The following is a 24,902-nucleotide window of genomic DNA, read 5'->3' as shown; positions in this document are numbered from 1 at the left end:
CGTGAGCGAAACAGCCTTGCCTAAAGATGACGTTCAACCTGTGATCGATGCACCGGTTGATGCACCGCCACCGGCCGCGGAACCGCGCCGAGGCAACGGATTGGCCATTCTCGCGCTGCTGCTCGGCGCCGCCGGTGTTGCGGTGGGTGGCTGGGGTGTCTGGCAGGTGCGACACCTGCAGACCAGCACTCAGAATCAATTGAGTCAGGTTCAAGCGTTGAACGATCAGGCCCAGACCCTGAAGCTCAACGAGCAACGACTGACCGAGCGCCTCGGGCAATTGCCCGGTGCCGATGAGCTTGCCGATCGCCAGCGACTGGTGACACAACTTCAGGGCGATCAGCAACGCCTCAATCAACGTCTGGAAACCGTCCTCGGCGCCAGCCGCAAGGACTGGCGTCTGGCCGAGGCCGAGCACTTGCTGCGTCTGGCCAGCCTGCGTCTTTCCGCCTTGCAGGACATCAGCAGCGCCCAGGCGCTGGTGCAGGGTGCCGACGAAATCCTGCGCGAACAGAATGATCCCGGCTCGTTCGCCGCCCGCGAGCAAGTGGCGAAAACCCTGGTAGCGCTGCGCAGTACCGCGCAGCCGGATCGCACCGGGCTGTTCCTGCGACTGGGCGCCTTGCGTGATCAGGTCGTCGGCCTTACCGAACTGGCGCCGGAATACAAGGATCGCGGCGATTCACTGCTGGGCCTGACCTCCGATGGCGACGGCGCCAGTCGCTGGGCGCAGTGGTGGGATCAGATCTCGCGCTACATCCGCATCGATTTCAATGCTGACAAAAACGTGCGGCCGCTGCTTGCTGGCCAGAGCCTGAGCCAGGTGCGTCTGGCCCTGAGCCTTTCACTCGAGCAGGCGCAATGGGCTGCGCTCAACGGTCAGGCGCCGGTGTACACCCAGGCCTTGGCGGAGGCGCGTGACGTACTTACAGGCAACTTCAATCCGGATAACCCGCAGAGCAAAATCATGCTCGAGCAGGTCGCGGAATTGAGCAAGCAACCGGTTACCGTCAACACGCCGGATCTCGCCGGGACGTTGAACGCGGTGCAGGCTTATCTTGAGCGCCGCAACGTCAACGCCGAAGACTCGGTGAAACCCTTCGCCAAACCGGCCGCCAGCACCGCACAGGAGGCGACACCATGAAGCGCCTGTATGTGATCGTGTTTCTGGTGATCGCGGCAACGGCGGCGCTGGGCCTGGCGATTGCCGAGCATTCCGGTTACGTGCTGGTCGCCTACAAGAGCTTTCGTTATGAATCCAGCCTGTGGGCGACCCTGGCGGTGGTGGCGGTGCTGTGGCTGCTGGTGTGGGGCATCAAGGCGTTGGTCGAGCTGGTGCTGACCTCCGGCGGCGTGGTCAATCCCTGGTCGCGACGCAACCGCAGCCGTCGCGTGCAGGTAGCAATCGAGCATGGTCAGCTCGATCTGGCCGAAGGTCGCTGGGCCAGTGCCCAGCGTCATCTTTACCGGGCGGCTGAAGCCGAGCGCCAACCGTTGCTCTATTACCTGGGCGCCGCCCGCGCCGCCAACGAACAAGGCAACTACGAGGAAAGCGATCGCCTGCTGGAGCGCGCCCTCGAGCGTCAGCCGCAGGCCGAACTGGCGATCGCCCTCAGCCATGCGCAGTTGCAGACCGATCGTGGAGACACCGATGGGGCGCTGGTCACCTTGCAGGCCATGCACGAGCGCCATCCGCACAACGTCCAGACATTGCGCCAGTTGCAGCGACTGCATCAGCAGCGCGGTGACTGGTCTTCCGTGATCCGGCTGTTGCCGGAGCTGCGCAAGGACAAAGTCCTGCCACCGGCCGAACTGACCGAGCTCGAGCGTCGTGCCTGGGGGGAGAACCTGTCCCTCGCGGCCCAGCGTGAAGAGGATGGCGCAGTCGGTTTGCAGTCGCTCAACCGCGCCTGGCAGCAACTGACGTCTGCCCAGCGCCAGGAGCCTGCGCTGGTGCTGGCCTACGCCGAGCAACTGCGTCAGCTGGGTGCGCAGGTTGAAGCGGAAGAAGTGCTGCGCACGGCGCTCAAACGCAAGTACGACAGCCATCTGGCGCGCCTTTACGGTCTGGTGCGCGGCAGCGATCCGGCGCGTCAGTTGCAGACGGCCGAAGGCTGGCTCAAGGATCATCCGGGCGATGCCAGCCTGCTGCTGACGCTGGGACGTTTGTGCCTGCAAGCCAGTCTGTGGGGTAAGGCGCGGGACTATCTGGAAAGCAGCCTGCGAGTGCAGCGCAATCCGGAAGCGTGCGCCGAGTTGGCGCGCCTGTTGGCCCGGCTCGGTGACACCGAGCGCAGCAACCTGCTGTTCCAGGAAGGGCTGGGTATGTTGGATGAACGACTGCTGGCTTCGCCATTGCCCGTAGCCGTTCGGGCGTAATCAGAAGGGGGAGCATGCTCCTCCTTTTCTTTCCCGGTGACTGAATAGTTACCGGTCAATCCCCTCCCGAGCAAAGTCCTACATAGGGCTACACCGATTCCTTCGATGCCTGTCGGGATTTCCCTACACTTCTGCTGAAGTGTCGCCAGTGACCTGCCTTGAAAGCCCGAGGCCCTTTCCTCTACCGTAACTGCCTGTCTTTATTGTTACGGATAAGCCATGTCGTTGGCCTGCTCACGCTCCCTGTTCTTTATGGCTTTCACTGCGGGGATTCTGGCCCTGGGAGCTTCTTATTACCTCGAATACGCGGTCGGTCTGGTGCCTTGCAGTCTGTGTCTGGTCCAGCGTCTGTTCATGAGCGTCCTCACCCTTTGTTGTGGTGTGGCTGCGATCCATGGACCGCAACGTGCCGGTCTTTCGCTGTATTGGACGATGGCGTTGTTGACCAGCCTTGGCGGGACGACAGCGGCGTGGCGCCAAGTGCTGCTGCAAAGTGATTCCCTGCAGAGGCTGGCGCATTGCGCGCCCGGGCCGGAAGAAATGTTCAGCAGCCTGCCGTGGTTATGTGCACTGATGCGGATGTTCAATGACACGGCCGATTGCGCGGAATTGTCCTGGACGCTGTTCGACCTGAGCATTCCGGAGTGGAGTCTGCTGTTTTTCGTGGGGGTGTCGATCCTGGCTGTTTACCAGTTGCTGCGACAGGTCTGGATAGCGTTGCAGCAACCGCTCAGCGGCCAACCGTCGCACCCTGTGCTGGTCAGGGATTAAACACTTGTATGAACTTTCTCTCCTGCGTACCTTGAAGCCATAGGCGTGCGGGCATAATCTGGCCCGCACGTGTCATTGGAATTGTGTTGCTCGATGACGCTCTGCCTGGCCGCCTCTCAAAGCAATATTCACAAGAAGGGGCGCGGGTGTAGAGCAGCATGACCCACAAGGGAAGAGAGATCGCCATGCTCGAAAGTTGTCAGAATGCTCAGGAACGTTGGGGTGGAGTTCATCTGCTGATCGACCGCTGGCTGCAGGAGCGTGAGGAATTGATCGCTGCCTATGACAAGCTGGGCGCCAAACCTCAGGCACTGTCCGAGGATCGAAAGCCCTTGCAGGAATTCTGCGGCGTGCTGGTCGATTACGTCTCGGCCGGCCACTTCGAGATCTACGAACAGCTGACGGGCGAGGCCAAGGCCTTCAACGACAAGCGCGGCCTGGAACTGGCCGAGACGATCTATCCGCGGATCGATGTCATCACCGAAAAACTGCTCGCGTTCAACGACCTTTGTGATGAAGGCAAATGCGTTGCGGAGAAATTCAAGGAGCTGGGCGGCCTGCTCCACGAGCGCTTCGAACTGGAAGACTGCCTGATCGAAGTGCTGCATACCGCACACAAGGAAGAGGATTCGGTTCAGGCCTGAATCGGACCTCGCAAGACACAGAAACGGTGCGCCCACAGCGCACCGTTTTTTATTGGGCGATCAACTGGTCGCGCCGCGCAATTCCACTTCGAACACCAGCGGTGTGAATGGCGCGATCAAGTCGCCGGCACCGTCGGCGCCATAAGCCTGATCCGATGGAATCACCAGACGCCACTTCGCGCCGACCGGCATGTTCTGCAACGCGGTGCGCCAGCCGGCGATCACGCTGTCGAGATTGAACCACTGCGGCTGGCTGTTCTGATCGAACACGGTGCCGTCGGGCAGTCGGCCGATGTACAGCACCTGCACTTTTCCATCCGGGCCGGCCTTCGTGCCATTCCCCGGCGCCAGCTCGGTCAGCAGGATGCCGTCGGCCAACTCTTTCACACCTGGTTTGGATTTTTCGGCGGTGAGAAAACGTCGCTCGTTTTCCATCGCCGCTTCAGTCGAAGGCATCGCCGCCTGCTCGGCTGTCTGCGATTCGTGATCGGCGAGGATCTGCTCGATGCGTGCTTCGCTCAATGCCAGCGGCTTTCCTTGATAGGCCTGTTGCAGACCTTCGATCAACGCCTGGATTTGTAGCTGCGGCACTTCCTGACGCAGCCGTTCACCGAGGCTGGCGCCGAGGCTGTAAGCCAGATCATGGGCATCATTCGCGTTGGTTTTTTCGTCGGCCTGAGCCACGGAAAAAATCATGCAGAGGGATAAAAAAAGGTAGCGCGACATGGGCACTCTCCGTCCTGAATTGCGGTGGATTATGCCAGCGCGAACGTCTGCAACGGTGAACTGCTTTTGCCAATGCGCAGAAGTTTTTCGCAAGCCTGCAACCGAGTGCTTTCGATACTGTCAACATGCCCTAGCGGCGGTAGCAGCAGAGGTCTAGTATGAGCCGCACTCACGTCAGCCAGGAGGTAAACCATGTCGGCCACCAAGAAGCCTGTAAACACTCCGTTGCATTTACTCCAACAACTCTCGGGCAGCCTGCTCGAGCATCTGGAAAACGCTTGCTCCCAAGCCTTGGCTGATGCTGAAAAACTGCTCGCCAAACTGGAAAAGCAACGCGGCAAGGCGCAAGAAAAACTGCACAAATCCCGCACCAAATTGCAGGACGCAGCAGCAGCCGGTAAAGCCAAGGCGCAGACCAAGGCCAAGGCTGCCGTGAAGGAACTCGAAGACCTGCTCGATGCGCTGAAGGATCGTCAGTCCGATACCCGCAGCTACATTCTGCAACTCAAGCGCGATGCCCAGGAAAGCCTGAAACTGGCCCAGGGTGTCGGTCGTGTTCAAGAGGCTGTCGGCAAGGCGTTGTCCCTGCGTTCGGCCAAACCTGCAGCGGCGCCTGCGAAAAAAGCGGCCGCCAAACCTGCTGCAAAAGCCCCGGCAAAAGCGCCAGTGAAAGCCGCTGCAAAACCAGCCGCGAAGAAACCTGCAGCAGCCAGCGCTGCCAAACCTGCGGCTAAAACCACAGCGGCCAAACCGGCTGCTGCAAAACCAGCCGCCAAACCTGCGGCGAAAACCGCTGCTGCGAAAGCGGCTCCGGCAAGAACTGCCGCTGCAAAACCTGCTGCCAAGCCAGCCACCAAAGTGGCCGCTAAACCGGCAGCAAAACCAGCCGTTAAAGCCGCCGCTAAACCAGCTGCCAAAACTGCTGCTGCCAAGCCTGCGGCGAAAACCGCTGCCAAGCCGGTTGCTGCCAAACCTGCAGCCAAAGCGGCGGCGAAACCAGCGGCCAAGCCTGCGGTAAAAGCGGCGGCCAAACCTGCTGCAAAACCAGCGGCCAAACCGGCTGCCGCCGCGAAGCCTGCAACGACCGCCGCCAAGCCAGCGGCCGCTGCAAAACCGGCCGCCAAGCCAGCAGCGAAACCTGCTGCAAAACCTGCAGTGAAAAAACCTGCCGCTGCCAAGCCGGCTGCCGCCAAGCCAGCAGCAAAACCAGCTGCAGCAAAACCGGCCACTGCACCTGCTGCCAAACCTGCCGCACCGGCAACCCCGGCTCCGACCGCAGCACCGGCATCCGCCGCCCCTACCTCGACCACCGCAACCACGCCATCCCCGGCGCCGGTGTCGAGCGTCGCCAGCAACCCGTCCAGCGCTTCCTAAGCGCCGGTTGCCGCGACGCGCAGCACTTGCAGCGCGTCGCGGTTCAGGTTGGCCGCAGGGCCGGCCAGCACTTGCAGCCAGTCACTCGATTCCTTCGAATGACGCTTCCAGCCCTGCGCGGCGCCTTCCAGTCGTGACAGCAGCGCACGCTCCGCCTCCAGCTCCAATCCCTTGATCTGTTCGCGCATCCCCTTGAGCACCGGATCGGTGTCGGCCAGGGTTTTCCACTGCATGCGCAATGCGCGTAACGGCTGGACCACTTCCCGGTCCCAGGGCTCTGTCAGTTCCAGAAGCTGCCGCGCACGCGCCTCGTCACAAGTCGCATCGCGTTGTTCCAGCCATAAACCGCACAGCATCAGGCACACGTTGGCCTCCGCCGATTGCAGGCGCAGGCAGGCATCCTCCACGCCGGGACGGGCGTAGACGGCAAGGGCAAAGCTCCACAGGTCAGAGGACATCGTGCTACTCGCGCCAGTTGCGGGGGAAGCTGGTAGACTCCGCCGCCATTATGATCCGACTTCAGAACCTGACTTTACAGCGTGGCCCGCAACGTCTGCTAGAAGACGCCGAGCTGACCCTGCACGCCGGCCACAAAGCCGGCCTCATCGGTGCCAACGGCGCCGGCAAATCCAGCCTGTTCGCCTTGCTCCGCGGTGAGTTGCACCCGGACTCGGGCGACTGCCTGCTGCCGGCCGACTGGCGTATCGCCCACATGCGTCAGGAGGTCGACACGCTCGAACGCCTGGCGGTCGACTATGTGCTGGACGGCGACCTGCGCCTGCGCGAAGTGCAGCGTGAGCTCGCGGCAGCCGAAGAGGCCCACGACGGCACCGCGCTGGCCCGCCTGCATGCCGAACTCGACAGCGCCGACGGCTACACCGCCGATGCGCGGGCGCGCAAGCTGCTGGCCGGCCTCGGTTTCACCAACGAGCAGATGGATCGTCAGGTAGGAGATTTCTCCGGTGGCTGGCGGATGCGTCTGAACCTTGCGCAAGCTTTGATGTGCCCATCAGACCTGCTGCTGCTCGACGAACCGACCAACCACCTGGATCTCGACGCCATCATCTGGCTCGAAGAGTGGCTGAAAAGTTACCCCGGCACTTTGCTGCTGATTTCCCACGACCGGGATTTCCTCGATGAAGTGGTCGATCACGTGGCCCACGTCGATCAGCGCAAGCTGACGCTCTACCGTGGCGGCTACACCGCGTTCGAACGCGCCCGTGCCGAGCGTCTGGCCCAGCAGCAACAGGCCTACGAGAAGCAGCAGGCGCAGCGTGCGCACATGGAAAGCTACATCGCCCGGTTCAAGGCCCAGGCCACCAAGGCCCGTCAGGCCCAGAGCCGGATCAAGGCCCTCGAGCGCATGGAAGAGCTGTCGGCGGCCCACGTCGATTCGCCGTTCGACTTCGTGTTCCGCGAGTCGACCAAGATCTCCAGCCCGCTGATCGATCTGTCTGATGCGCGCCTGGGCTATGGCGAGAAAACCGTGCTGGAGAAGGTCAAGCTGCAACTGACCCCCGGCGCGCGGATCGGCTTGCTCGGCCCGAATGGCGCGGGTAAATCGACCCTGATCAAAAACCTTGCCGGTGAACTCGAACCATTGGCCGGGCGCCTGACTCGCGGCGAGAACACCGTGGTCGGTTACTTCGCTCAACATCAGCTCGACTCGCTGGACTCCAAGGCCAGCCCGTTGCTGCACTTGCAGCGTCTGGCACCGACCGAGCGCGAACAGACCCTGCGCGACTTCCTCGGTGGTTTCGACTTCCGTGGCGCACGGATCGACGAGCCGGTGCTGAATTTCTCCGGTGGCGAAAAGGCCCGTCTGGCCCTGGCGTTGATCGCCTGGGAACGGCCGAACCTGCTGCTGCTCGACGAACCGACCAACCACCTCGACCTGGAAATGCGCCTGGCGCTGACCATGGCGTTGCAGGAATTCAGCGGCGCGGTGCTGGTGGTTTCCCACGATCGGCACCTGCTCAAGAGCACCACCGACAACTTCTTCCTGGTCGCGGACGGCAAGGTCGAGGAGTTCGATGGCGACCTCGAGGACTACGCCCGTTGGCTGGTCGAGTACCGTCAGCGCAACGCCCCGGTCAGCAACACACCGGTCAATCCGGACAAGACTGACAAGAAGGCCCAGCGTCAGGCTGCCGCTGCGTTGCGTCAGCAACTGGCGCCGCACAAGCGCGAGGCTGACAAGCTCGAAGCCGAGCTCGGCAAGCTGCACGAGAAACTGGCGAAGGTTGATGCCAGCCTTGGCGACAGCGACATCTACGAGCCGGCGCGCAAGAACGAATTGCGTGACCTGCTGGCCGAACAGGCCAAGCTGAAAGTCCGCGAAGGCGAACTTGAAGAAGCGTGGATGGAAGCCCTGGAAACGCTGGAAAGCATGCAGGCGGAGCTGGAGGCGTTGTCCTGATGGACGCCTTCAAACTCCCATTGCCGGCGATGTGGGTCGAGCCGATCTGGCTCGGCGTGCAGATTCTGCTGATCTTGTTGGCCGGCTACTTCGCCCAGCGCGTTGTTGCCCGATTCCTGACCCGCCTGGGCGAGAAGTATCCGTTCCCGCCGCAGCTGCTGATGCCGCTGCGCGGCGGTCTGCGCTGGCTGATCATGGGCAGCGCGCTGATCTTCGTGCTGGAACGCCTCGGGGTCTCGGCCACGGTGCTGTGGACCGCGCTGTCGGGTTTCGTTGCGGTGGCGGCGGTGGCGTTCTTCGCGATGTGGAGCGTGCTGTCGAACCTGCTCTGCGCGATTCTGATCTTCACCGTCGGCCCGTTCCGTCTTGGCGATGTGGTCGAACTGGTCGACACCACCGACAAGCCCGGCGTCAAAGGCCGAGTGGTGGCGATCAACCTGCTTTACACCACGTTGATCGAGGCCGAAGAACTCGGCACCGGCAGCGCCATGGTGCAAGTGCCCAATAGCCTGTTCTTCCAGCGCTCGGTGCGCCGCTGGCGCGGCACGGATATCTTTCCTTCCAGCGGTTTCGAAAAGTGATCGGACGCCGGCCACGTTGGTCGGCGGTCGCAACATCCTGCAAAAAATCGGTAGTCATCCAGCCAAATCCGCATTAGCTTTGAGGATTGTCACGAGTCCGAGTCGAGGTGTGCGATGGAGCTTCAAACATGGCTGGCGTTTTTTGCCGCCTGCTGGGTGATCAGTCTTTCTCCGGGTGCCGGCGCCATTGCGTCGATGTCCAGCGGCCTGCAATACGGTTTCTGGCGCGGTTACTGGAATGCCCTGGGCCTGCAGATCGGCCTGGCTGTGCAGATTGCCATCGTCGGCGCTGGTGTCGGCGCGATCCTCACCGCTTCGGCCACGGCGTTCCATACGATCAAATGGTTCGGTGTCGCCTACCTGGTCTATCTCGCGATCAAACAATGGCGCGCACTGCCGATGGACATGAGTGACGACGCGGCGGTTCGGCCGATCGGCAAGCCGCTGGCACTGGTGTTCCGTGGCTTTTTGGTGAACATCAGCAACCCCAAGGCGCTGGTGTTCATGCTGGCGGTGCTGCCGCAGTTCATCAATCCGCATGCGCCGCTGTTGATCCAGTACGTGGTGATCGGCGTGACCATGATCGCGGTCGACCTGATCGTCATGGCCGGCTACACCGGTCTGGCTTCGAAGGTGTTGCGCCTGTTGCGTACACCGACCCAGCAGCGACGCATGAACCGCACGTTTGCCGGGCTGTTCATTGGCGCTGCGGCGTTCATGGCGACGTTGCGCAAAGCTGCCGCGTAAAGCGTACAGGCACAAAAAAGGCGACCTTCTCAGGTCGCCTTTTTCGTTTCCGGCAGTCGGTCAGTGAAGAATCACCGGCGCCGTATCACGCGGCAGATTGTTGCGCTGCTGCGGTTCGCGGGGTTGCTCGTAACCGTTGCCGCCGAGCTGCATGCTCAGTTGTCCGGCCACGTCTTCGCCCAGTGCCTTCGATACGTCACGCACCACCCGCGGGCGGTTGAGCGAGATCTTGATATCGCGGTGGTTCACCAGCTTGGTGTCCTGCGCCTCACCCATCGCTGTAAAGGCCGAAGTGATCTCGAAGGTCTTGGTGTTGATCAGGCTGAAATCCGCCACCAACGTCAGGCCCAGCACGGCGGAGTAGCTGTCGGTGTTCGCCAGCTCGTTCACGTCCTGGGTGAAGTCGATGTCCGACACGGTGCCGAACAGCACGTAGTCGGCACCCTTGAAGTTGCCGGCCTTGATCCGCTTGATCACGTCGTAGACGTCACCCTTGGAGGACGCGGTGTACGGCGTGCCCTGCACCAGCTGGAACATGCCGGTGCGCAGGATTTCACCTTTGATGTCGCCGGTGAATTTACGCAGTTCGGTCTGTTCGATGTAGCTGGTGGTGGCTTCGAGCTCGTTGTAGCTCGAAGAGCCGCTGGAGCTGTAGTAACCCTCGCGGTAATTGTTCTGGGCCGAAACGATGTGGATGTATTGCTCCACACGTTCCTGGTACGCCAGATCCGTTACCGCGACTTTCGGGGCCGCTTGCACGCTGAACGCGCAAGCCAGGGCCATCATGCCAATCCATGTGCGCATCGATTAACGCTCCGTGGTTTTGCGGATCTCTTTCTCGTCCATCCACTCGGCCAGACCGCTTTCAACGTCGATCAGTTGCAGGCTGAATTTGTAGAAGACGTCCTTGTAGTCGCTGCTGCGCTTGACGATCGAGCTGATCGAGCCTTCAAGACGGTATTTGGCGGCGATCATGTTGCCGGTCTTGGCCACGGTGCTCTTCTTGTACAGGCCGCTCTGGTTTTGCAGCTTGAGCTGGTCGACCTGGCTCTGCATCGCGGTGTTGTCGCTGGCGAAACGGGCGGTGCCGGACTTCATCAGCTGGGTCTTGATGCTGGTGGTGATTTCGCGGGTGTCGATGTATTCGCTGGTCTTGTTCTTCACGTCGTAGACCTGCACCACAGGGCGACCCTGCAGAATGCCGGACTGGGCCAGGGAACGGGTCATCGACTCGGCGATCATCTGCAGGTCGGTCGAACCGAACTCGTTGGTCACGGTTTCAACGGCCTTGGTGTCGCCGTAGCTGATGTTCTTGCTGCCCAGGGTCGGCGAAGTGTTGGCGCAACCGCTGGCCAGCAGGGCGAGGACGGCGATGAAGGAAAAGCGTGCAAACATGGGAATGCTCTCTGAATCGGGAATAGGGTGTCGGGCTTAAGGCGTCTTGAGTTCCAGACGGAAATCCACGGCTTTCGGCGTCGGGGCGATGCCCTGGATGAAGCTGGTCTGGGCGCCGTACATCATCTGGCTTTTCCAGACTTCTTCTTCGGCAATCGGGAAACCTTCCGCGCCGAGCCAGGCGAAACGGTAGTAGAACGTCTTGTTGCTGTTGAGGGTGTTGCTCAGCTGCACGTTGACGGTCATGAAGCCGTTTTCGCGGGCCACGCGCATCGCGCCGACCACGATGTGTTTCTGCGGGCCCATGGCCACGACCTTGCTCGCGGCACTGCCCGGCTCCGGTGGTGGCGGGGTGGCGCAACCGCTCGCCAAAAGGGCGAGGGCGGCGACGGCGATGAGTTTGAAGCGCATGCAAAGACTCCGTTCTTAAGGTTGTTTGAGGCTGGCCACGGCGGTGGCGCCAGCGCTCGGGGTCACGTGGGCGGCGAGGCCCGCGGCGAACACCTGATTGCCGACGGCGCGCAGGGTGATCACCTGGTAACGCTGATCGACGGTCACCTTGACCTGAGAGCCACCGACGGCGCTCGGCAGAGTAACCTGGTGCTCACCCTTTTTCAGGCGCAGGCGTACCACTTGAGTGGTGTCCGGCAGGGTGCGCCACGTACGGGTATCGGCACCTTCGAGCACAGCTGAAGAAATACCGACCGCCAGGCCGGCCAGCGGGTTGGTTTCGTTGATCTTCTTCTGCGCCACACCTTTGGTGATCGCGCGCACGGTGGTGCGCAGGATGATCCCCGGCATGTCATCGCGCAGGGCGCGGCGGGACATGGCGGTGGTGCTGTTCAGAGCGGTCAGGTCGATCTGTTGGCCATCGACACCGATCTGCGCGAATGGCGCGGTGGAAGTGTCAGGCTTGATCACCGGGAACGACAGCGGGGTGATCACAACGCTGTTGGAAATCGGCAGCGGCAGCGGGATGCGGATCGAATCGCGGGCCGGCGCCAGACCGCTTTGCACCACGATCAGGATGTCGCTGTCGTCGCTCTTGACCGGCTTGTCGAGATTGACCAGCGCCTGCTCCAGCAGCGGGGTGTTCGGGCGCAGCTCGGCAGCCTTGCGATAGCCCGGCGCAGCGAGGTCTTTTTCGCCCAGGGCTTCATAGACGAAACCGGCCAGGTAATGGCTGAACGCACTCTGGTAGCTGTTTTTCAGGCCGACCACTTCCGGCGCGTCGAGGCTGGCGACCGGGTAGCCCTGCAAGTCCTTGTATTCGGTCTTGATGCCTTCCTTCTCGGCTTCCTCTTCGCTCTTGAGGTATTCCTTGTCGCGCAGGTCGGCGATCACCGCTTCACGCTCGTGCGTCTTCTTGATCGCAGTGCGGGCGCCGTCGAAATCGTTGACCGCCAGCAGGTTCAGGGCCATCTGCGTGGTCAGCATGACTTTTTCGTAGTCGTAGCCTTCGTAGCGGCGCACCTTGTCGTTGACCAGGAAGCTGCCGAACTGGGCCAGGTACTTGTCGGTGTCGAGCTTGACCGAGTCTTCCCACTTGCCCACCACCTGGTCGGCGCTGGTCCAGGCATTCTGGCTGCCGGACAGATCGCCCTTGGCGCGCAGCAGTTCACCCTTCTCGAAGTAATAGAGCAGGTCCTTGTCCGGGCCGGTGTTGTTCTTTTCCAGCAGGGTCAGGGCGGCGTCGACGTTGCCGGTGGCCAGTTGCTGGTTGGTCTGGGCCAGTTCGGAATCGTAGTTGCGAAACGCCGAACAGCCGGACAGCAGGGTGACAGCGCTGAGCGCGATCAGAGTGGGAGCGCGGAATGCCATGGGGTACTTCTTCCATGAGTAGCGACAGCCTCGGGTGCGGGTCGGGCTGCTGGGACCGATCGACAGTGGCGCTGGCCTCCTGCCAATTCCTCATAAAAAGAGGAGCTTTAATGCCGCATCGCGATAGCGCGGGCGCGGCATTATAAGCGGGCGATGCTGGCTATGTAATAGCTTTTTAATTGCACCGGCTGGTCAGGTGCCATTACTTATTTCAGGCCGGATACCACGCGGCTTTCCGGCGATGTGGAGGCCTTGAAAGCACTGCCGTTGGCATAAATTCTATCGCCCAGAGCGCGGAGGCCGATGATCTGACGATCCTGATCGATGCGGATTTTCAGTGGTGCGACACCGGGTGCGGTAGGCAGATTGATCAAGTGTTCGCCTTTCTTCAGCCGCAGGCGCAGTACCTGGGTGAGGTTGGGCAGAGTGCGCCAGGTGCGGGTGTCGGCGTGCTCGAATCCGTCGTAATGGGTCACATAGGACGCCTTGGCCGGGTTGCGCCGATTGTCGGTGCCCTGGACGTCCGCCGCCAGAAACGCTCGATACGTGGTGCGCTGAATGATCCCTGGCATGTCGTCACGCAGAGTGCGCAAGGACATGTCGGTAATGTTGTTGACCGTGATCAGCTTCTTTGGACGACCGTCGAGGCTGATCTGATTGAAGGGTGGGGTGGACGTGTCGGGCACCATCACCGGAAACGACACATTGGCCACGATCACCTGGCCGTCCTCAAGCTTCACCGGATATGGCACGCGCACCGAGCTGCGAGCCGGTGCCAGTCCGCTTTGCACAATGATCAACACATCGCTTTCGCCCGCCTTGAGCCCGGGGCTGTCGAGGTCACGCAATGCTTGTTGGAAGAACGGCATGTCAGGCCGCAGTTCTACGGCCTGACGGTAACCGGGTGCGGCCAGATCCTTTTCACCCAGGGCTTCATAAGTGAAGCCGGCCAGATAGTGGCTGAACGCACTTTGATAGCCGTTCTTCAGAGCGATGACCGCCGGCGAGTCCAGCATCACCACCGGGTAACCTTGCAGATCCTTGTAATGCACGCGCGCGCCCTGGGCCTTGGCGGCATTTTCAATGCGCTCGTATTCCAGCTCCCGTTGCCGGGCGATGAGTGTTTCGCGCTCGTGGGTTTTCTTGATGTCCGCGCGGGCACCGTCAAAGTCATTCACGGCCAACTGGTTCAGGGCCATCTGCGTGGTCAGCATGACCTTTTCATAGTCGTAACCATCGTAGCGACGAATCTTGTCGTTGATGATGCTGCCCCATTGATTGCCAAAGGCGGCCAGCAACTTGTCGCCGGTGGTTTCTATGGTGTCCTGACGCTGGATCACCAACTGTTCGGCGCTGCGCCAGGCGACCTGACTCTGCGGCAACTCCCCGGCAGCGCTGAGTACCGCGCCTTTCTCGAAGTAATACAGCAGGTCTTTTTCTTCATCCGGGTTATGCGCCTCGATCAGGGCCAGCGCACCGTTGGTGTTGCCCGCTTTCAACTGATCGGTGGTCTGTTGCAGTTCCAGGTCGTAATTGCGGTAGGCCCCGCAACCGCTCAGCTGCAAGACGATGCTGAACAACAGGGAAAACAGCAGGCAATGGCGCATGGCGAGGGGTTCTTCCTTGAACAGAAGGGCGGCTGAAGTGGCGCATTATAGTGGGAGCTGATGGCTAATTGCCGGGCGGATTTTTCCACATGATCTGTGCATAAGTTGCACAGATCATGTGCCAATACTGCCGTGGTCAGGCCGTTTGCGGATTCCTAGACTTGGCCCGACTTACCCGCCTCTCTACAGGAACCGCACCATGATTCTCTCGCAAACGTATCGCTGCAGCTCACTGTTTAAAATCCTGTTCGCCAGTCTTGGCCTCGCCGCGGTCAGCAGTGCGATGGCCAGTTCTGCGGTGGATGCTCATCCAACCATTCGTGCAATATCCGGTGTGACGCCGATCGAACGCCTTGATCCGAAAACCACCGCGCTGGTGGTGATCGATTTCCAGAACGAGTACTTCAGCGGGCGTCTGCCGATTCCCGACGGCATCGCGGCCATGAACAAGGCCCGTGAGCTGATCCGCTTTGCCGATCAGGCGAAGATGCCGGTGTTCCAGGTCCAGCATGTCGCGCCCGCCGGTTCGCCGGTGTTTGCGCAGGGCGGCGAGACCGTGAAGTTTCATCCGCTGATGCAGCCGAGAGCGCAGGATCACGTGCTGCAAAAGTCCACGGTCAGCGTGTTCGCCAGCACCGACCTCGATCGGCAGCTCAAGCAGGCCGGCATCAAGACCGTGATTTTCGCCGGGCTGATGACCCACGCCTGCGTCGCCGGCGGCGCCCGGGACGCGGCGCCGTTGGGCTATCAGGTCGTGGTAGCATCCGACGCTTCGGCGACCCGGGCGATCACCCGCGTCAACGGCGACACCGTCGACAAGGACAGCCTGCACCGCGCGGCGCTGGCCGAAATCGAAGACACCTTCGGTGACGTCATGACCACGCAGCAGATCGTTCGCCTGCCACTCGACTGAGGGCTTCGATGAATCAGCTGTTGGCCATGCGCGCGTTCCGTTGCATCGTCGAGTGTCGCGGTTTCACTGCCGCCGCCGAGCGGCTCGACACCACGCATTCGACGATCTCCCGTCAGCTCCAGCAACTGGAGGCGGAGCTCGGCACGCGCCTGATCAACCGCAACACCCGGCGCTTCAGCCTGACCACGGCCGGGCAGCAGTATTACGCCGCGTGCGTGGACATTCTCGATCGCCTCGATCAGGCGACGCTGGCGGTCGGACAGGCCCACGAGACCCCCAGCGGATTGTTGCGCATCAGCGCGCCGGTGGTGATCGGCACGCTGGAACTGGCGAGCTGGCTGCCGGCGTTTCAGCAGCGCTACCCGGAGGTTGAGGTCGATCTGTCCTGCGATGACCGTTTTGTCGACCTGATCGCCGAAGGCTTCGACGTGGCGCTGCGTATCTGCGGGCCGCTGGCGGATTCATCCTTGGTGGCGCGGCTGCTGACAGTATCCGAGCTGGTGTTGGTGGCATCGCCGACCTACGTCGCGCGACACGGTCTGGTGCGCCAGGTCAGTGAGCTGGCCGACCACCAACTGCTCGCGTTCGCCGGCGGTGGCGACTGGTCGCTGACCGATGCGCGCGGGCTGACGACAGCGGTGCGCGCCCAAGGGCGGTTCAAGGCGGACTCGATCAGCTCGCTGCATGCGGCGGCGCTGGCCGGTGTCGGGATTGCCGCTTTCACCCGGGCCACGGTGCAGGACGATCTGTTGCGTGGCCGGCTGGTGCAGATCCTGCCCAACTACAGCCTCGGCCAGCGGCATTACTACGCGCTGTATCCCCATGCCCGGCATGTGGCGCTGAAGGTGCAGGTGTTCGTCGAATTCATGGCCGAACATTACCGCAAGGCGAGTGCACCCTTGCGCTAAAACCCGTCGGGCCGCCAAGAAAGCTTGAGGGAAACGCGCTCGACGTGAACAATATGTAACTTCGCATTTCCATTTGAGACTCATTCATGACTGCCGCGTCCCGATTTCTGGCCTGGCTGGTGTTCCCGTTGTGCGCCCTGAGCAGCTTCAATCTGCTGGCCGACACCGTGGAAGGCGCGCCGCAAGCGCTGCACCTGCTCGATTACATCAGCGCCGATTACCCGCCAACGGTAGAGGCAGGCAAGGTCATCGACGACGGCGAATACCGCGAACAGCTGGAATTCACCCAAGTGCTGCAAGGGCTGATCAGCGGCCTGCCGGCCAAACCGGATAAAGCGGCGCTGGAGCAGGGCGTGACTGCCTTGCACGCCGCGATCACAGCGAAACGGGACGGCGCGGACGTGGCCCGTCAGGCCCGGCAACTGGGGGCGAAACTGGCGGTGGCTTATGAAGTCAGCCAGGCCCCGATCATCACGCCTGACCCGACCCGTGGTGCGCCGCTGTATGCGCAAAACTGCTCGGTGTGTCACGGCGACGCGGGTGCCGGCGACGGCCCGGCAGGTCTCGGCATGACGCCGGCGCCGGCCAATCTGCGCGACGCTGCGCGGATGGATCACCTGAGCCTGTACGCGATCTACAGCACTCTCGGCCAGGGCGTCGAAGGCACTGACATGCCAGCCTTCGCCGATCAGCTGGATGACCGTCAGCGTTGGGATCTGGCGACCTATATCGCGCAGTTCAGCGCCGATTCGGCCACGGCCAAATCCGACAAGACTTACAACATCGCCGACCTGGCTCGCCAGACCCCGGCCGAAGTGCAGGCTGCCGAAGGCCCTGAAGCCGCCGCGATCTTCCGTGTACAACGGGCGCAGCCGCCGCAGGTCAAGCGTGGCCCCGCGCAGTTGCTCGACTACACCGCCGCGACGCTGGACAAGAGCCTGGCGGCGTACCGCGCCGGTGAGCACGATCAGGCCTATGACCTGTCGGTGGCGGCGTATCTGGAAGGCTTCGAGCTGGTCGAAAGCTCGCTGGACAACGTCGACGCCAACGTGCGCAAGGACACCGAAAAATCCCTGATGGCCTATCGGCAATCGCTGCAGGATGGCTTGCCGGTCGAGCAGGCCGAGCAGCGTCTGGACGCGGCCAAGGCCAAACTCAAGGAATCCGCCGGCCTGTTGGGCAGCGATGGTCTGAGCTGGTCGCTGAGCTACATCTCCGGTCTGTTGATTCTGCTGCGCGAAGGTCTGGAAGCGATTCTGGTGCTGGCGGCGATCCTCGCGTTCCTGCGCAACACCGGCCAGCAATCGGCAGTGCGCAGCGTCAACGTCGGTTGGGGTCTGGCGCTGCTGGCCGGCCTCGGCACCTGGGCACTGGCGGCGTATGTGATCGATGTCAGCGGTTCCCAGCGTGAACTGCTGGAGGGCGCCACGGCGCTGTTCGCCAGCGTCATGGTGTTGTGGCTCGGCGTGTGGATGCACGACCGTCGGCACGCGGCGGCCTGGCAGGATTACATCAAGCAAAGTCTGGTCGGTGGTGGCGGTCGATTCGGGTTTGCGATCCTGGCGTTCTTCTCGGTGTACCGCGAGCTGTTCGAAGTGATCCTGTTCTACGAAACCCTGTGGCTGCAGGCCGGCCCCGCCGGGCATAACGCGGTACTCGCCGGCGGTGCGACGGCGCTGGTGCTGCTGTTCGGTCTGGCGTGGGTGATTCTGCGCGGCTCAGCGAAACTGCCGCTGACGCTGTTCTTCAGCATCAACGCAGCGCTGCTGTGCGCGTTGTCGGTGGTGTTCGCCGGTCACGGCGTGAAGGCGTTGCAGGAAGCCGGGATCTTCGGCACCCGGCCGGTGGCGTTCTTCGATTTCGACTGGCTGGGGATTCATGCCGATGCGTACTCGCTGACGGCGCAGGCCGTGGCGATTGCGGCGATTATCGTGCTGTACGGCCGCAGTTGGGTGGCTGAAAAGCGCCGAGTGGCGGCTTGAGATGATGCGCGTATGGATCGATGCCGACGCCTGCCCGAAGATGGCCAAGGAGCTGGTGGTCAAGTTCGCCCTCAAGCGCCGCTTCGAAGTGGTGATGGTGGCGGGGCAGCCGCAGAGCAAACCGGCGCTGGCGATCGTCAAGCTGATCGTGGTGCCGAGCGGCCCGGATGCGGCGGATGATTATCTGGTGGAGCACGCGGTGCCGGGCGAACTGGTGATCTGCAGCGACATCCCGCTGGCCGACCGGCTGGTGAAGAAGGGTGTGGCGGCGCTGGACCCGCGAGGCAAGGAGTTCGACGCGCAGAACATGGGTGAACGGCTGGCGACACGCAACCTGTTCACCGACCTGCGTGAACAGGGCCAGGTCAGCGGCGGCCCGGCACCGTTCGGTGATCGCGAGAAGCAGGCGTTCGCCAATGCGCTGGACCGGATCCTGACACGGCTGGCGCGCCAGTCCTGAGTTGATTGATCGTTCCCACGCAGAGCGTGGGAACGATCACGGTCTCCGGTCAGACGTCGTTTTCGTGGGTCAGCTCTAGCACTCGATCCACCAGTTTGTTGATCCCCGAAGCCGCCTCACTGATCGTCTGCGCCAGCATGTACGCCGGGGTGGTCACCAGTTTGCGCGCCTTGTCTTCGATGATATCGGTCACCGCGCAGTCTTCGTGGGTGGCGCCCATCTTGTTCATGGCGGCGGCCGTGTCGGCGTCGTTGCCGATGGTGCAGGTCACGCCCGGGCCGTAGATCTTCGCGGCCAGCGCCGGCGAGATGCAGATCAGGCCCACCGGTTTGCCCGCTTCGGCAAAGGCTTCGGCCAGCGCCAGCACTTCCGGCTGCACGGTGCAGCCGGCGCCTTCGATGGCGAAGTTCGACAGGTTCTTCGCCGCACCGAAACCGCCGGGCACGATCAGCGCATCGAAGTCCTCGACATCGGCCTCACGCAGATCCTTGACGTTGCCCCGGGCGATGCGTGCCGATTCCACCAGCACGTTGCGCGATTCGGGCATTTCTTCACCGGTCAGGTGGTTGATCACGTGCAATTGCGCGATGTTCGGGGCGAAGCACTGCACCTGAGCGCCGCGCTGGTCGAGGCGCAACAGGGTGATGACGCTCTCGTGGATCTCGGCGCCGTCGTACACGCCGCAACCGGACAGGATCACTGCAACTTTTTTGCTCATGGGTTTCTCTCCAGATTCATGGCGTTAAATGTCCACTAATTTGTCGTTCGTTGCCATAGGGTGAAGCCGCGGCTACACCTAGGATCTGTCCACACGGATCTCGATCAGGGCGCGTCATGAACTTCATTCTGTATGCGGTGCCGTTTTTCTTCGTATTGATGGCGGCGGAGCTCATCGCCGACCGCTGGCGCGGGGTGAGCAACTATCGCCTGGCCGATGCGGTGAACAGCATCAGCACCGGTGTGTTGTCGACCACCACCGGGCTGTTGACCAAAGGCGTGGGCCTGGTGACCTATGCGTTTGCCCTGGAGCATCTGGCGCTGGTCAGGTTGTCTGCGGACAGCGTCTGGGTCTGGGTGTTTGCCTTTGTCTTCTATGACTTCTGCTATTACTGGCTGCATCGCATGGGCCATGAACGCAACATCCTCTGGGCCGCGCATTCGGTGCATCACCAAAGCGAGGACTACAACCTTTCCACAGCCTTGCGCCAGACCAGTACCGGGTTTCTGCTGGGCTGGATTTTCTACCTGCCGATGGCAGTGCTCGGGGTGCCGCTGCTGGTGTTCGTCAGTGTCGCGGCGCTGAATCTGCTCTACCAGTTCTGGGTCCACACCCGGCACATTCCCAAGCTCGGCTGGTTCGAGTGGTGCTTCGTCACGCCGTCCAATCATCGGGCCCACCATGCACAGAACGCTCTCTACATGGATCGCAACTACGGCGGGGTGTTCATTATTTGGGATCGTCTGTTCGGCTCGTTCCAGGAAGAGGACGACAACGAACCGGTAATTTTCGGTGTGACCACACCGCTGACGAGCTGGAATCCGTTGTGGGCCAACCTGCAGTTCTACGTGCAGCTATGGGATGACGCGCGCCGGGCCGAGCGCACGTGGGACAAGATCCGGATCTGGTTCATGCGCACTGGCTGGCGTCCGGCGGACGTCGCGGCGAAGTACCCGATGTGCAAGCCGGACCTGAGTCAGTTCCGCAAATTCGAGGTGCCGCTGGACAGCCGTCAGCAGTGGTACGTGGGGTTGCAGTTTGGCGTGTATGTAGCGTTGGGCAGTTATCTGCTGAATGTGGAACGCAGCCTGCCCACCGGTGCATTGCTGCTCGGCTGGGGCGCGGTGGCGTTTGGTTTGTTCGTGTTGGGCGTGGCCCTGGAGAATCGCCCGTGGGCGGGGAGGCTGGAAGTGCTGCGGCTGGCATCGAACCTGCCGCTGATGTGGCTGGCGCCGCTGGTCGGACTCTGGCCGGCCAGCCCGGGAATGTGGGTCGGCCTGCTCAGTTACAGCCTGCTCAGCGGCATCGGGCTGTATTGCTGCCGCCAGCGACTTACTCGGCTGGCGTCTTAGGGTCGGCGGCCTTGGCCATTTCGGCTTTGTGTCGTTCGGCCTTGGCCAGTTGCTCGGCCTGCTCTTCCTCGTAGACCTTTTTCGCCAGCCGGGCATTCTTGAACCGGCGGCGCAGCCACAGGCCCAGGCCAAGCACCAGCAGCGCGCCCAGCACCCACAACTCATACTTCTTGATGCTGCCGAGCATGCCTTCGAGCACAGCGCCGAAGTGGTAGGCGGCAGCGGCCAGGGCGGTGGCCCAGATCGCGGCGCCGATGCCGTTCAGCAGCAGATAACGTCCCGGCGGATAGCCCGACAGGCCGATCGCCACCGGCATCACCGTGCGCAGGCCGTACACGAAGCGGAAGCTCAGGACCCAGATGTCCGGGTGCTTGCGGATGTGTTCCAGCGCGCGGTCGCCCATCATTTGCCAGCGCGGTTTGCGCGCCAGCAACTTGCGCCCGTGCTTGCGGCCCAGGAAGTACCACAGCTGATCGCCGGCATAGCTGCCGAAGAACGCCACGACCACCACCAGTTTGATGTCCATGTATTCACGGAACGCAAGGAAGCCCGCGAGCACCAGGATGGTTTCGCCTTCGAAAAATGTGCCGAGAAACAGGGCAAAGTAGCCGAAGTCATGCAGAAATTGTTGGAGCATTGTCTGGGTGCTGGCGAAATGAACGCGCAGCCTAACCCTTCGGACACATTCAGGAAAGTGTCGAAATGTGTCTCGACGTGAACATTTCCTACACGGACAATGGAAAGCGACTACCTGTCGCAGGGGTGCACATAACTGTAATACGTTGGTCATAATGGCCATCTATAACTGTCACGCTCGCCCGTTAGCGCGGGCTCAGGAGTCTGCCGTGAGCTTTACCCCAGCCAACCGTCTGTTCCCTGCCACCCGCCTGCGTCGCAATCGCCGTGATGATTTTTCCCGGCGGCTGGTGCGTGAGAATGTGTTGACGGTCGATGACCTGATCCTGCCGGTGTTTGTGCTCGACGGTGAAAACCGCCGCGAAGCCGTGGCCTCGATGCCGGGCGTCGAGCGCCTGACCATCGACCTGCTGCTTGAAGAAGCCGCCAAATGGGTCGAACTGGGGATCCCGGCGCTGGCGCTGTTTCCGGTCACGCCACCTGAACTCAAATCCCTCGATGCCGCCGAAGCCTGGAATCCCGAAGGTATTGCCCAGCGCGCCACCCGCGCCCTGCGTGACCGGTTCCCCGAGCTCGGCGTGATCACCGACGTTGCCCTCGACCCGTTCACCACCCACGGTCAGGACGGCATTCTCGATGAAGAAGGCTATGTGCAGAACGACATCACCGTCGATGCACTGGTCAAACAAGCTTTGTCCCACGCAGCTGCGGGCGCCCAGGTGGTTGCCCCGTCGGACATGATGGACGGCCGCATCCAGGCGATCCGCGAAGCGATGGAGCTGGCCGGTCACGTCAACGTGCGGATCATGGCCTACTCGGCCAAGTACGCGAGCGCTTATTACGGCCCGTTCCGCGATGCCGTGGGTTCGGCCGCGAACCTGGGCAAGGCGAACAAGGCTTCCTATCAGATGGACCCGGCCAACAGCGACGAAGCGCTGCACGAAGTGGGCGCGGACTTGTCTGAAGGCGCGGACATGGTCATGGTCAAACCCGGCATGCCGTACCTGGACATTTTGTTCCGGGTAAAAGATGCCTTCAAAGTGCCGACCTTCGTCTACCAGGTTAGCGGCGAATACGCCATGCACATGGCGGCGATCCAGAATGGCTGGTTGAGCGAAGGCGTGATCCTCGAATCCCTGACCGCCTTTAAACGTGCCGGCGCTGATGGCATCCTGACTTACTTTGCTGTCCGTGCCGCTCAATTGTTACGAGAGCAGAAATAGCCCTCCCAGGAACATTCGATGAATACCGAAGGACTCACTGAAGTTGCCGTAAAAGAAGCTCAACCCGTGGTCGAGCAGATTACCGAAACCCCGCCGGAACTGGAGCCTGCGCCACCCGCGCAGGCGGCAGAGCCCGCTGCGGCGGTTCCGGCGATCGCGATTCCCGGCCTGGATGACAGCAGCCTGTATATCCACCGGGAATTATCGCAACTGCAGTTCAACATCCGCGTGCTGGAACAGGCGCTGGACGAGTCCTACCCGTTGCTGGAGCGGCTGAAGTTCCTGCTGATCTTCTCCAGCAACCTCGACGAATTCTTCGAAATCCGCGTCGCCGGCCTCAAGAAACAGATCACCTTCGCTCGTGAACAGGCCGGTGCTGATGGCCTGCAACCGCATCAGGCCCTGGCCCGCATCAGCGAGCTGGTGCACGGTCATGTAGACCGCCAGTACGCGATCCTCAACGACATCCTGCTGCCGGAGCTGGAAAAGCATCAGGTGCGCTTCATCCGTCGTCGCAACTGGACGACCAAGCTCAAGACCTGGGTGCGCCGTTACTTCCGCGACGAAATCGCGCCGATCATCACCCCGATCGGCCTCGACCCGACGCACCCGTTCCCGTTGCTGGTGAACAAGAGCCTGAACTTCATCGTCGAGCTCGAAGGCATCGACGCCTTCGGTCGCGATTCCGGTCTGGCGATCATTCCGGCGCCGCGTCTGTTGCCGCGGATCATCAAGGTGCCGGAAGAAGTCGGCGGCCCTGGCGACAACTATGTGTTCCTGTCGTCGATGATCCACGCCCACGCCGATGACCTGTTTCAGGGCATGAAGGTGAAGGGCTGCTACCAGTTCCGTCTGACCCGAAACGCCGACCTTGCGCTCGATTCCGAAGACGTCGAAGACCTGGCCCGCGCCCTGCGTGGCGAGTTGTTCTCCCGTCGTTATGGTGACGCCGTGCGCCTGGAAGTCGCCGACACCTGCCCGAAACACCTGTCGGACTACCTGCTCAAGCAGTTCAACCTGAGCGAGACCGAGCTGTACCAGGTCAACGGTCCGGTGAACCTGACGCGTCTGTTTAGCATCACCGGTCTGGACAGCCATCCGGAGCTGCAATACACGCCTTTCACGCCGCAGATCCCGAAACTGCTGCAGAACAGCGAGAACATTTTCAGCGTGATCAGCAAGCAGGACATCCTGCTGCTGCACCCGTTCGAGTCGTTCACCCCGGTGGTCGACCTGCTGCGCCAGGCCGCCAAGGACCCGCACGTTCTGGCCGTGCGCCAGACCCTGTACCGCTCCGGGGCCAACTCGGAGATCGTCGATGCGCTGGTGGACGCCGCGCGTAACGGCAAGGAAGTGACAGCGGTCATCGAGCTGCGTGCGCGCTTCGACGAGGAATCCAACCTGCAATTGGCCAGCCGTCTGCAAGCAGCGGGCGCGGTGGTGATCTACGGCGTGGTCGGCTTCAAGACCCACGCCAAGATGATGCTGATCCTGCGCCGCGAAGCCGGCGAGATCGTGCGTTACGCGCACCTCGGCACCGGTAACTACCACGCCGGCAACGCCCGTCTGTACACCGACTACAGCCTGCTGACCTCCGACGACGCCTTGTGCGAAGACGTCGGCAAACTGTTCAGCCAGTTGATCGGCATGGGCAAAACGCTGCGCATGAAGAAGCTGCTGCATGCGCCGTTCACCCTGAAGAAGGGCATGCTCGACATGATCCTGCGCGAGACGCAATTCGCGCTCGACGGCAAACCGGCGCACATCATCGCCAAGTTCAACTCGCTGACCGATCCGAAGATCATTCGCGCGCTGTACAAGGCCAGCCAGTCCGGCGTGCGCATCGATCTGGTGGTGCGCGGCATGTGCTGCCTGCGTCCGGGCATCGCCGGGGTTTCGCACAACATCCACGTGCGCTCGATCATCGGCCGCTTCCTTGAGCACACCCGGGTGTTCTACTTCCTCAACGGTGGCGAGGAGCAGATGTTCCTGTCCAGCGCCGACTGGATGGAGCGCAACCTCGACAAGCGCGTCGAGACCTGCTTCCCGGTGGAAGGCAAGAAGCTGCTGACCCGGGTCAAGAAAGAGCTGGAGCTGTACCTGACCGACAACACCCACAGCTGGAGCCTGCAATCGGACGGCCGCTACATCCGCAACACGCCGACCGGCAACCAGAACCCGCGCAGTGCGCAGGCGACGTTGCTGGAGCGATTGGGCAGCCCGATTCTGCCGGTCAGCAGCTGACC

General features: G+C 62.0%; 24 protein-coding genes. 15 read left to right on the top strand and 9 right to left on the bottom strand.

Going from position 1 to position 24,902, the window contains the following annotated elements; genetic code table 11:
• Position 1: 1 nt before the first annotated feature.
• From AC1RT4_RS08330 to AC1RT4_RS08315, 4 genes are all read left to right on the top strand, one after another.
• The gene (locus tag AC1RT4_RS08330) at positions 2 to 1,144 is read left to right on the top strand and encodes a uroporphyrinogen-III C-methyltransferase (protein ID WP_493084920.1); all 1,143 of its coding nucleotides are present in this window, start codon (positions 2 to 4) and stop codon (positions 1,142 to 1,144) included.
• The gene (locus AC1RT4_RS08325; RefSeq protein ID WP_493084918.1) at positions 1,141 to 2,379 is read left to right on the top strand and encodes a heme biosynthesis protein HemY; all 1,239 of its coding nucleotides are present in this window, start codon (positions 1,141 to 1,143) and stop codon (positions 2,377 to 2,379) included. The genes AC1RT4_RS08330 and AC1RT4_RS08325 overlap by 4 nt, the downstream gene beginning before the upstream one ends.
• Before the next feature lie 219 nt (positions 2,380 to 2,598).
• Positions 2,599 to 3,150, top strand: a complete 552-nt coding sequence (locus AC1RT4_RS08320) for a disulfide bond formation protein B (RefSeq protein ID WP_493084916.1) — start codon at positions 2,599 to 2,601, stop codon at positions 3,148 to 3,150.
• Positions 3,151 to 3,335: 185 nt separating this feature from the next.
• Entirely contained in the window at positions 3,336 to 3,794 is a 459-nt protein-coding gene (locus tag AC1RT4_RS08315) for an Rsd/AlgQ family anti-sigma factor (protein WP_007951863.1), read from the top strand.
• Positions 3,795 to 3,854: 60 nt separating this feature from the next.
• Here AC1RT4_RS08315 and AC1RT4_RS08310 read toward each other — a convergent pair whose 3' ends face one another.
• The gene (locus tag AC1RT4_RS08310) at positions 3,855 to 4,520 is read right to left on the bottom strand and encodes an FKBP-type peptidyl-prolyl cis-trans isomerase (RefSeq protein WP_493084914.1); all 666 of its coding nucleotides are present in this window, start codon (positions 4,518 to 4,520) and stop codon (positions 3,855 to 3,857) included.
• Between the two features lie 192 nt (positions 4,521 to 4,712).
• On the opposite strand from AC1RT4_RS08310, the gene AC1RT4_RS08305 reads away from it, so the two are divergent.
• A complete protein-coding gene (locus AC1RT4_RS08305) occupies positions 4,713 to 5,894 on the top strand; it encodes an AlgP family protein (protein ID WP_493084912.1) in 1,182 nt (393 codons plus the stop codon).
• Here AC1RT4_RS08305 and AC1RT4_RS08300 read toward each other — a convergent pair.
• Positions 5,891 to 6,352, bottom strand: a complete 462-nt coding sequence (locus AC1RT4_RS08300) for a TIGR02444 family protein (RefSeq protein ID WP_493084910.1) — start codon at positions 6,350 to 6,352, stop codon at positions 5,891 to 5,893. The two genes, AC1RT4_RS08305 and AC1RT4_RS08300, sit on opposite strands and share 4 nt — an antisense overlap.
• A gap of 50 nt (positions 6,353 to 6,402) precedes the next feature.
• Here AC1RT4_RS08300 and AC1RT4_RS08295 point away from each other — a divergent pair, with 50 nt between their 5' ends.
• From AC1RT4_RS08295 to AC1RT4_RS08285, 3 genes are all read left to right on the top strand, one after another.
• Positions 6,403 to 8,313: an ATP-binding cassette domain-containing protein gene (locus tag AC1RT4_RS08295; RefSeq protein ID WP_007951855.1), complete on the top strand. Its 1,911-nt coding sequence runs from the start codon at positions 6,403 to 6,405 to the stop codon at positions 8,311 to 8,313.
• Positions 8,313 to 8,894 (top strand): mechanosensitive ion channel family protein, encoded by a 582-nt coding sequence (locus AC1RT4_RS08290; protein ID WP_007951853.1) that lies wholly within the window; start codon positions 8,313 to 8,315, stop codon positions 8,892 to 8,894. Before AC1RT4_RS08295 ends, AC1RT4_RS08290 begins: the two co-directional genes overlap by 1 nt.
• 114 nt (positions 8,895 to 9,008) lie before the next feature.
• Positions 9,009 to 9,641 carry a LysE family transporter gene (locus AC1RT4_RS08285; protein WP_493084907.1) on the top strand — a complete coding sequence of 211 codons (633 nt, stop codon included), beginning with the start codon at positions 9,009 to 9,011 and terminating at the stop codon, positions 9,639 to 9,641.
• 60 nt (positions 9,642 to 9,701) lie between these two features.
• On the opposite strand, the gene AC1RT4_RS08280 is transcribed toward AC1RT4_RS08285, so the two are convergent.
• From AC1RT4_RS08280 to AC1RT4_RS08260, 5 genes are all read right to left on the bottom strand, one after another.
• On the bottom strand, positions 9,702 to 10,445 hold the full coding sequence (locus AC1RT4_RS08280) for a penicillin-binding protein activator LpoB (RefSeq protein WP_493084905.1): 744 nt from the start codon (positions 10,443 to 10,445) through the stop codon (positions 9,702 to 9,704).
• Positions 10,446 to 10,448: 3 nt separating this feature from the next.
• Positions 10,449 to 11,036 (bottom strand): penicillin-binding protein activator LpoB, encoded by a 588-nt coding sequence (gene lpoB / locus AC1RT4_RS08275; protein ID WP_007951848.1) that lies wholly within the window; start codon positions 11,034 to 11,036, stop codon positions 10,449 to 10,451.
• A 36-nt stretch (positions 11,037 to 11,072) separates the two neighbouring features.
• Positions 11,073 to 11,447, bottom strand: a complete 375-nt coding sequence (locus AC1RT4_RS08270) for a YcfL family putative periplasmic lipoprotein (protein ID WP_064379914.1) — start codon at positions 11,445 to 11,447, stop codon at positions 11,073 to 11,075.
• Positions 11,448 to 11,462: 15 nt separating this feature from the next.
• A complete protein-coding gene (locus AC1RT4_RS08265; protein WP_493084902.1) occupies positions 11,463 to 12,857 on the bottom strand; it encodes a COG3014 family protein in 1,395 nt (464 codons plus the stop codon).
• A 206-nt stretch (positions 12,858 to 13,063) separates the two neighbouring features.
• Positions 13,064 to 14,464, bottom strand: coding sequence for a COG3014 family protein (locus AC1RT4_RS08260; RefSeq protein ID WP_493084900.1), 1,401 nt, complete (start codon positions 14,462 to 14,464; stop codon positions 13,064 to 13,066).
• Positions 14,465 to 14,663: 199 nt separating this feature from the next.
• Here AC1RT4_RS08260 and AC1RT4_RS08255 point away from each other — a divergent pair, with 199 nt between their 5' ends.
• The 4 genes from AC1RT4_RS08255 to AC1RT4_RS08240 all read left to right on the top strand — a co-directional run bounded on the left by AC1RT4_RS08255 (position 14,664) and on the right by AC1RT4_RS08240 (position 18,727).
• Entirely contained in the window at positions 14,664 to 15,377 is a 714-nt protein-coding gene (locus AC1RT4_RS08255; protein WP_493084898.1) for a cysteine hydrolase family protein, read from the top strand.
• 8 nt (positions 15,378 to 15,385) lie between these two features.
• Positions 15,386 to 16,285 (top strand): LysR family transcriptional regulator, encoded by a 900-nt coding sequence (locus tag AC1RT4_RS08250; protein WP_493084896.1) that lies wholly within the window; start codon positions 15,386 to 15,388, stop codon positions 16,283 to 16,285.
• An 86-nt stretch (positions 16,286 to 16,371) separates the two neighbouring features.
• Positions 16,372 to 18,267: an FTR1 family protein gene (locus AC1RT4_RS08245; RefSeq protein WP_493084894.1), complete on the top strand. Its 1,896-nt coding sequence runs from the start codon at positions 16,372 to 16,374 to the stop codon at positions 18,265 to 18,267.
• Positions 18,268 to 18,271: 4 nt separating this feature from the next.
• Entirely contained in the window at positions 18,272 to 18,727 is a 456-nt protein-coding gene (locus AC1RT4_RS08240) for a YaiI/YqxD family protein (protein WP_192562798.1), read from the top strand.
• Between the two features lie 49 nt (positions 18,728 to 18,776).
• On the opposite strand, the gene elbB is transcribed toward AC1RT4_RS08240, so the two are convergent.
• Positions 18,777 to 19,445, bottom strand: coding sequence for an isoprenoid biosynthesis glyoxalase ElbB (gene elbB, locus AC1RT4_RS08235; protein WP_493084892.1), 669 nt, complete (start codon positions 19,443 to 19,445; stop codon positions 18,777 to 18,779).
• Positions 19,446 to 19,561: 116 nt separating this feature from the next.
• On the opposite strand from elbB, the gene AC1RT4_RS08230 reads away from it, so the two are divergent.
• Positions 19,562 to 20,797 (top strand): sterol desaturase family protein, encoded by a 1,236-nt coding sequence (locus AC1RT4_RS08230; protein WP_493084890.1) that lies wholly within the window; start codon positions 19,562 to 19,564, stop codon positions 20,795 to 20,797.
• Here AC1RT4_RS08230 and AC1RT4_RS08225 read toward each other — a convergent pair.
• On the bottom strand, positions 20,778 to 21,434 hold the full coding sequence (locus AC1RT4_RS08225) for a DedA family protein (RefSeq protein WP_085606041.1): 657 nt from the start codon (positions 21,432 to 21,434) through the stop codon (positions 20,778 to 20,780). The genes AC1RT4_RS08230 and AC1RT4_RS08225 overlap by 20 nt on opposite strands.
• A gap of 208 nt (positions 21,435 to 21,642) precedes the next feature.
• On the opposite strand from AC1RT4_RS08225, the gene hemB reads away from it, so the two are divergent.
• Together hemB and ppk1 are read left to right on the top strand one after the other, a co-directional pair.
• On the top strand, positions 21,643 to 22,656 hold the full coding sequence (hemB, locus tag AC1RT4_RS08220; protein WP_493084887.1) for a porphobilinogen synthase: 1,014 nt from the start codon (positions 21,643 to 21,645) through the stop codon (positions 22,654 to 22,656).
• A gap of 18 nt (positions 22,657 to 22,674) precedes the next feature.
• On the top strand, positions 22,675 to 24,900 hold the full coding sequence (gene ppk1 / locus AC1RT4_RS08215) for a polyphosphate kinase 1 (RefSeq protein WP_262158896.1): 2,226 nt from the start codon (positions 22,675 to 22,677) through the stop codon (positions 24,898 to 24,900).
• Positions 24,901 to 24,902: the final 2 nt, after the last annotated feature.

The sequence above is a fragment of the Pseudomonas sp. GW821-FHT11D10 genome, assembly GCF_058808435.1.
Note: the sequence above shows the minus strand (reverse complement) of the source record. Positions and strands in the feature narration are given on the sequence as shown.